General features: G+C 69.0%; 7 protein-coding genes. 3 read left to right on the top strand and 4 right to left on the bottom strand.

What is annotated here, in order from left to right; all coding sequences use genetic code 11:
• Positions 1 to 10: 10 nt before the first annotated feature.
• From Pma05_RS23945 to Pma05_RS23960, 4 genes are all read right to left on the bottom strand, one after another.
• Complete coding sequence (locus Pma05_RS23945; RefSeq protein ID WP_203859710.1) at positions 11 to 1,246, bottom strand: acyltransferase family protein; 1,236 nt, start codon at positions 1,244 to 1,246, stop codon at positions 11 to 13.
• An 18-nt stretch (positions 1,247 to 1,264) separates the two neighbouring features.
• On the bottom strand, positions 1,265 to 3,112 hold the full coding sequence (locus tag Pma05_RS23950; RefSeq protein ID WP_203859711.1) for an HEXXH motif domain-containing protein: 1,848 nt from the start codon (positions 3,110 to 3,112) through the stop codon (positions 1,265 to 1,267).
• Positions 3,109 to 4,371 carry an FxsB family cyclophane-forming radical SAM/SPASM peptide maturase gene (locus Pma05_RS23955; protein WP_239312981.1) on the bottom strand — a complete coding sequence of 421 codons (1,263 nt, stop codon included), beginning with the start codon at positions 4,369 to 4,371 and terminating at the stop codon, positions 3,109 to 3,111. The genes Pma05_RS23950 and Pma05_RS23955 overlap by 4 nt, the downstream gene beginning before the upstream one ends.
• Positions 4,372 to 4,467: 96 nt before the next feature.
• A complete protein-coding gene (locus tag Pma05_RS23960; RefSeq protein ID WP_203859712.1) occupies positions 4,468 to 4,719 on the bottom strand; it encodes an FxSxx-COOH-like cyclophane-containing RiPP peptide in 252 nt (83 codons plus the stop codon).
• A gap of 129 nt (positions 4,720 to 4,848) precedes the next feature.
• Between Pma05_RS23960 and Pma05_RS42720 the strand changes: the two genes are divergently transcribed.
• The 3 genes from Pma05_RS42720 to Pma05_RS23975 all read left to right on the top strand — a co-directional run bounded on the left by Pma05_RS42720 (position 4,849) and on the right by Pma05_RS23975 (position 6,824).
• Positions 4,849 to 5,199, top strand: coding sequence for a hypothetical protein (locus Pma05_RS42720; RefSeq protein ID WP_239312983.1), 351 nt, complete (start codon positions 4,849 to 4,851; stop codon positions 5,197 to 5,199).
• Between the two features lie 330 nt (positions 5,200 to 5,529).
• Positions 5,530 to 6,453 carry a GNAT family protein gene (locus Pma05_RS23970; protein ID WP_239312985.1) on the top strand — a complete coding sequence of 308 codons (924 nt, stop codon included), beginning with the start codon at positions 5,530 to 5,532 and terminating at the stop codon, positions 6,451 to 6,453.
• 41 nt (positions 6,454 to 6,494) lie between these two features.
• Positions 6,495 to 6,824, top strand: coding sequence for a hypothetical protein (locus Pma05_RS23975; protein WP_203859713.1), 330 nt, complete (start codon positions 6,495 to 6,497; stop codon positions 6,822 to 6,824).
• The last annotated feature ends 66 nt before the right edge of the window (positions 6,825 to 6,890 follow it).

Here is a 6,890-nt window from a genome sequence, read left to right on the forward strand (position 1 = left end):
GTCTCCCGGGTCAATGACGAAGGCCGACGAACCGGTACAGCCGGCGGGCCGGCTGCTCCACGAGGTGATAGCTCGCCACGGCGAGCGGAAGGGTGCACGCGGCAACTCCCACGAGGTTGAACCAGAACCGTCCGGTCCACGTCTGTTGCCCGGTGAGGTCGTACCAGATGAACAACGCGGCGAACTGCCACAGGAACACGCCGTACGAGATCCGGCCGAGGTAGCTCATCACCGGGTTGCCGAGCACGCGCCCCAGCGGGGTCGCGCGGTCGGGCAGCAGCGCCACGGGCGTGAGTAGGAAGGCGGTGAAGGCGGTGTAGATGAGCAACTCCGCAAGCGCGGTCACGACACCGTCGAACGGAACCAGGCGCGGGCCTGTCAACGGGGTCGACGCGAGCAGGTAGCATGCGGCCGCAGCTGCCCAGCAGTACGTCCAGGACCGGTTGACCAGACGGCGGAACCGGCCCGCCGGCCCGTTCGGTGCCAGCCGCGCCCAGGCGAGGACGACCGCCAGCGCCATGCCGACGGCAAAGTAGGTCAGGCAGCGTGGTGGGTAGAGGTAGAGGTAACCGCGGTAGCTCGGGTAGAAGACGGCCAGCGTCCACACATACGACACCGCGCCGGTCGCGGCCACGCCCACCAGCAGCCGGCGGGCTCGGGAGTGGATGTCCGTACCGCCCCGGGCGACGAGGTTCAACCCGCGCGCGATCAGCGGCAGGGCCAGGTAGAACGCGACCTCCACCGACAGGCTCCACATCTGGGCCAGACCCTGTGGCCCGGAGCCGTCCCACCAGGGCGCCGGGTCGTAGTTCTGGATCAGGAGGCCCAGTTGCAGCCAGGTACCAAGGTCATCGAGGTACGGGCGGGACCAGAGCACCAAGGCGCACACCAGCACGATCCAATATGCGGGCAGGATGCGAATCGCCCGGCGGGACAGGTACGGCGCCGGGGTGGGTCCGTGATGGCGTCGCAAGGTGGCGATCGCCCACGGCCGGTAGAGCAGCAGACCGGACAGGGCGAAGAACAGTGGTACCCCGATCTCACCCCGGGCCAGCATCGCGCTGACCAGACCAGGCTGCAACGCCCACCCGGTGGCCATCGCGACGTGGAACACCAGAACTCCACCGGCGGCCACGGCCCGTACGCCATCGAGTTCCATCGAGCGGGCCGACCCGGCGGGGCGGTTCGGCCGCTCCGGTCGATCCGGCGGGCGTGGCCGCCGGGCGGCACTGGTTTCGCTGGTCATCACCTGCCTCCCGCTGGCTCAGTCGTTCCGGCCGGTGCGGGCGGGTGCGCTGCCGATCTCGGGGAGCCAGGCGGCGATCGCCACCGGGTCCGCCGCTGCGCCGGTCTCCGCGACAACCGCGAGGTGTACGGCCCGCACCAGTTCGGGATGGTCGCGCAGGGAGCGCGTGGCCTCGTCGTTGACGAGCGCCCGTCGGGCGAGTATGAGGCCGGCCCAGTGCTCGGGATTGTCCGGCTCGCGACTGATCTGCGCCAGGTAGAGTTCGACCGCCCGGCCATGATCTCCTTCGAGATGGGCCAGGTCTCCTGCGGTCGCCGTGATCTGACCCGGCAGAGGCGGGTCGGGCTCGGGGCTCGGGGCAGCGGATTCCGCACCGCGACCCGGTTCCAGCTCCCGCCGCTGACGGAGTTGCAGCCGCGGATTGATCCGGACCTCGGCCGAGGTCGCTCGAGGCGGTGGCTGCGTATATCCGCCCGCCGGCCGCCGCTCGCCGCGCAGCCAGCGCCGCGCCAGAGTGGACACCTCGCGGGCATCCGGGTGCAGGTTGTAGATCCGCCATCGCGCGTAGTGGTCGTCGGCGGCGTCCCGCGCCATCGCCCGCTGCTCGTCGGAGAAAGCGGTGTCGTCCCAGAGCCTCATCTGAGCCGACATCCCGGTGACAAGGTCTACGCCGCAGCGGGTCAACCGGCCCGACTTCAGCAGCGCCTCACAGACCCGCTCGACCTGCTCCCGCCATCGGGCGAACTGCATCTGGGCGTGCGGGCTGTTGGTGATCGACCGGTACCGTCGCCAGTAGTCGGCCACCCCGGCGTACGCGTAGGCGCCTTGCAGCATCCCGCCGAGCGGGCGTGGATCGTCTCGTGCCGGTGAGTAGAACAGCTCTCCATCGGTCGCCTCATACATCGGCAGGAGATCCAGCATGGCGTCCAGTTTGGAGTGCTGGAACTCGTGCACGAGGGTCTCGGCGAGCCATTCGGCGCTCTCCGGCGCAGCGAGCAGCACCGCTCCGAAGGCGTCCCGGGAGGTTGCGCTCGAGTCGATCAGCGGGCCGCCGGCCTCCATCGGCACCAACGTGGCCAGGCCGGCGGCCATCGCGCCGGCGCGGTCGGGATAGAGCGTGGCCAGCAGCCACCATGCCTCGTCCAGCGTTTCCTGCCAGCGCGCGACCATGCCGTCCTCGACGCGGCCGGTGACCGGCATCTCGCCGCCGCTGCGGTACGGCCCGATGTCGTCCAGGTCCACCGACACCCGAAGCCCGCTCACCTCGGTGCTGAGACGACGCAACGGAGACCACCCCGGCGCCTCCCGACGCAGGTCGGCTGGCAGTTCGACGGCGTACCCGTCTCCGGTGCTGACCGACCGAACCCGATTGACCTGGCGGATCGTGACCGTGCCGGGCGTGGTTCCAGGGATCTGGAGACGGCCCAGGGTGGGCAGCACGGCCGTACCGTTACCGTCCATGGTCAGCGTGGCGGTGAAGTCGGTCCCGGCCCGGATGGCCGCCGCAGCGCCGATCGCGGCGAAGTGGTTGAGCAGCGTGCTGAGTGGCTGCTCGGCGGGGGTGACATTGAGCAGCCGTCGCAGGCAGTGCCCTGCCCAGGCACCCACCTGAGGGTGGACCAGCACATCCGCGACGATGGCGGCCGCGTGCCGTTGGACCTCCTCCAGCAGGATGAAGCTGTCGGCGAAACCTGCGGCCGCGTACTCGTCAGGGTAGGACTCCTCGGCGGTCTGCATGATCGCGCGAATCAGCAGGATGTTCTTGCTGAGCTGGCTGATTCTCAGGCAGGCGATGGTCTGGGCGTCGCCGCCACCGGTGGCGAGCGCCGCGAACTGGTCGGCGGTCAACGCGTGTGTCCCGGTCATCGGGCACCTCCCGAGGTGAGCCGGGCCAGGTCGGCGTACACGCGGCGACCCACGTGACCGAACAGGCGGAAGAGGTCGGGGCAGTAGACGGACGGGTTGCGGAAGCCGGTGTCGGCCCGGTAACGGTGGGCGTAGTAGCCGCCGCCGCACATGTCGCGGATGTCGCAGTCTTGGCAGGTGTCTGACAGCGCGGCCCGGCCGACCTGCCGGGCCACGACGGCGGGATGCTCCATCGCCTGGTCGAAGGTGTGTGCGAAAACGTTGAGATTCGTGCAGGTCGCTCCGTCGTAGGCGGACTTCAGCGAGCAGACCTGGTGCATGGACCCGTCGGTCTCCACCTCGATCGCCGCCGACGGCGTCAACCCGACCTTCTCGAAGCCGCTGGGGTTACCGAGCACCTCGTCGATGATCGCCTGCAACAGTCGCACGTCCGTCTCCTGGCTCGGCGCCGAGTACCACCGGTCGAAAATGGCGATCAGCCACTCCGCATAGGGTGTCTCGCCGGGCGGGGCCGGCAGCAACGGCGGCGGGCTGCTCCAATTGCCGAGCGGCAGCAGGAAGTCCACCGCCGGCGGGTCGAATTCCAGGAGCGACTCGAAGGTCTCGACCGGGTCTCGGGTCACGTCGATGGTGCACAGCAGGATCGAGAACAGATGCCGGTACTCCGGCTGGTTGACGAGTGACAGGGCCCGCGCCACCTGGTCGAAGCTGCCGTTGCCGTTGGCGTACCGACGGTGCCGGTCATTGGCTTCCCGACCGCCATCGAGGCTGACGCCCAGGCCGACCTCGTGTCGGACCAGCGTCTGGAGCATCCGCTCGTCCACCAGTACGCCGTTGGTCTGCACCGACAGCACTGCGGTGGTGGTGGCCGGCATTGCCGCGCGGATCTCCTCCGACGCGAAGTCGAGGTAGTCCGGGCCGACCAGCAGCGGCTCACCGCCGTGATAGATGACCTGCACCTCGGCGAGACCGTGTCGCTCCGCGTACTCGCCGATCCGCCGGGCCGCCTGCCGCAAAGTCTCCCGGGCCATCCCTCCCGGGAGGGTCCGCCAGGTCTGGTCGGCCATCTCGTAGATGTAGCAGTAGTCACAGGACAGGTTGCACCTGCTGTGCAGCTTCACGATGAACTGCCGGAACGGGACCGGTCGCCAGTCGCCGGCCGCGACCACCTTCGCCTTCCACGCCTCGTCCGGCCACGCCGCCGCCGACTGGTCGGACCCGGGCGGTCGGGCAGATATCTGGATCGAGATCGCTGTCATACCTGTACCTCCAGTCGGAGCCGGTGGTGGGCGCGACACCCGGGCCGCGCCCACCACCGCACGTGTCACCTCGAACCGGTCGAAGTGGGAACCGACCTACCGGGGCGGCGCGTTGCTGAACTTGGCGAACTTGTCCTCACTGGTGCCGGTCTCCGCGATCGCCCGGGCGATCGAGTTGGCTAGCACGGAGTTCTCCGCCGCGCGTACCTCTCCGAGATTGACCGCCGACACGTCCGCCAGGTCGGACTGCACAGTGCCGGCGTCGGCCGACGCGACTCCGCCACCGGCGAACGCGGCGACGAACGCGGTGGACGCGATCGTCGCGGCACGCACCACGCGTCTATTCATGAGGCCTCCGATCCTTCCAAGACCGCCGAATGGCGGTCACGCGGTCGGAACGATGATCCCGGTGCCTATTGCCGTCCTATCGCGGTCCTATCGGGCGCCGAGGCGTCCGTTCATGAGGTACTGCCTGGAGTGCCTCGGGATACCGCCGTCGACGACTACCACGCCTACTTCCGGATGCTGCTCAACCACGGCATGCACGACGGCGAACGGATCCTGTCCCGGCCCGTGGTGGAGTTGATGACCAGCAACCGGCTGACCCCCGAGCAGAACGCCGCCCGGACCGCGATGGCCCGCGACAACGTCCACATCTCGTTCGGCCAGGGCCAGCACGGCGGCTGGGGCTTCGGGATGGCGGTGCGCACCCACCGTCCTGGTCGCCGTCGATGCGGCCGCCCGGACCCGGGAGAGCGAGCCCAGCCCCACCTTGGCGGAGATGACCCGCAAGATCACTCAGGCGCTCGACGCCGCGTGACGCGATGACCAGCCCGCAGCGGCTGGCGATCGCGCCCGACCTGATGCACCTCGCCATGGCCGCGTTCATGGCGGCGGACGCTCCCGGCCCGGGTCGTTCGCCGGCGGACTGGTGATCGAGCTGCCCCTGCGCAGGGGCAGCTCGATCACGTTCACCAGGTGACGAGTTCGGTCAGCGCGGTACTGGTGGCTTCGTCAGTCGGCAGGAACGCTTCCAACTATGTGGCGCCTGGCTGACCGGTTTGGGACCTTCCTTTTTCGCGGCCCTGCTTCCCTCCTTTTCTCGCCCATCCGCGGCCTGCGTACGCTGCCAACGATGACCAACGAAGGAAACCGACTGTGCTGACGATCCGCCCCGCTCGGCCCCAAGAACTGCCCGCCCTGACGGCGTACCCGCACGACGACGAACGCAACAGCGCGACCGCGGCCTACCTGTCTGGGCTGCTCGACAGCGGCTGCACTCAACCGGCCTGGTGCCTGGTGGCCGAGCAGGACAACGAGCTCGTCGGCAACGTCGTGCTGTGGACGGTCCCCGGCCGCTCGGTGCCCATGGACGTCGTGCTGTTGGAGCCGGGCGACGACCAGACCGCCGCCGCCCTGCTGACGCACGCCGCCGAACTGGCCCGCTCGCTCGGTGCGCGAACGCAAGGTCACGTACTGGACACGCCGAGCCAGGCCCCACAGTTCCAGCGCGACCCGCAGCGACGCGAGCAGTTGCTCGCCACGCACGGTTTCTCCGTCAACCGGGACGGACGGCGGTTCCTCTGGCAGAACGGCGATCCGCTTCCCGCCCAGGACGACCGGCTGCACTGGCGGTCACTCGCTGAGCTGGGCGAGGAGCCGTTCGTCGACTTGCTCGCCGACACCTTCACCGACACGAAGGATTCAATCTTCCTCGCCGAGATCGCCGAACACGGCCTGCGCGGCGCGGCCGAGCGCAACCTCGCCGACATGCTGGAGCTGGACCACGAGCGGGACTGGTTCGAGATTGGCTACGACCAGCAGGACCGGCCGATCGCGATCAGCCTGCCCGCCCGTACGCCGAGCTCCGCGGTAATCGGCCTGGTTGGCGTCGCCACGACCGGACGTGGTCACGGCTACGCCACCGCCGTCGTAGCCCGCGGGACGAACATCCTTGTCACGGCCGGGGCAACGGAGATCCGTGGCGACTGCGACACCGGGAACATCGGCATGGTCAAGGCCTTCCAGCGTACCGGCTACCACAACTTCGCCAACCGCAAGATGTTCAGCCGTCCACTGTAGATCCTCGACGTCAGACCCGCTCGGCAGCACCGCCCACCAGCGTGATTCCGCGCACCTACGTGAAACTGCTGCGCGACCAGGCGATACGACCGAAAATGCAGGACAAGTTCATCGACAACATCGGTGACTGCCGGATCCGCACACTCCAATCCCGTCACAACGCCATGATCAGCCACCCCGTGGAACTAGTGCGGTGTCCACTTACGTTCACCGGTTTCCGGTGGGTGTTGTGGATCCTCGCCGGTGACGGCGAGCGACTCCCCATCGTGTGGTTGGTGGGGCGGGCCACCGCTGGCCAACCGATCCGCACGCCGCCCGGGGTGTTGTGGTGGGCGGCGGGGATCACGTCGGGACTGGCCGGCACCGGGTAGGTGTCGGCCGGCTCGACGGTGCGTGACCACCCCAACCGACACCACCGGCACAGCGGCGGGGGTGGG

This window comes from Plantactinospora mayteni (assembly GCF_016862935.1).
Lineage (GTDB): Bacteria > Actinomycetota > Actinomycetes > Mycobacteriales > Micromonosporaceae > Plantactinospora > Plantactinospora mayteni.

What these genes read in the sequence shown, in the direction of transcription:
- Pma05_RS23950 (WP_203859711.1), bottom strand. Translation starts at nt 3,112, where the DNA reads ATGACCGGGACACACGCGTTGACCGCCGACCAGTTCGCGGCGCTCGCC.
- Pma05_RS23960 (WP_203859712.1), bottom strand. Translation starts at nt 4,719, where the DNA reads ATGAATAGACGCGTGGTGCGTGCCGCGACGATCGCGTCCACCGCGTTC.
- Pma05_RS23945 (WP_203859710.1), bottom strand. Translation starts at nt 1,246, where the DNA reads ATGACCAGCGAAACCAGTGCCGCCCGGCGGCCACGCCCGCCGGATCGA.
- Pma05_RS23955 (WP_239312981.1), bottom strand. Translation starts at nt 4,371, where the DNA reads ATGACAGCGATCTCGATCCAGATATCTGCCCGACCGCCCGGGTCCGAC.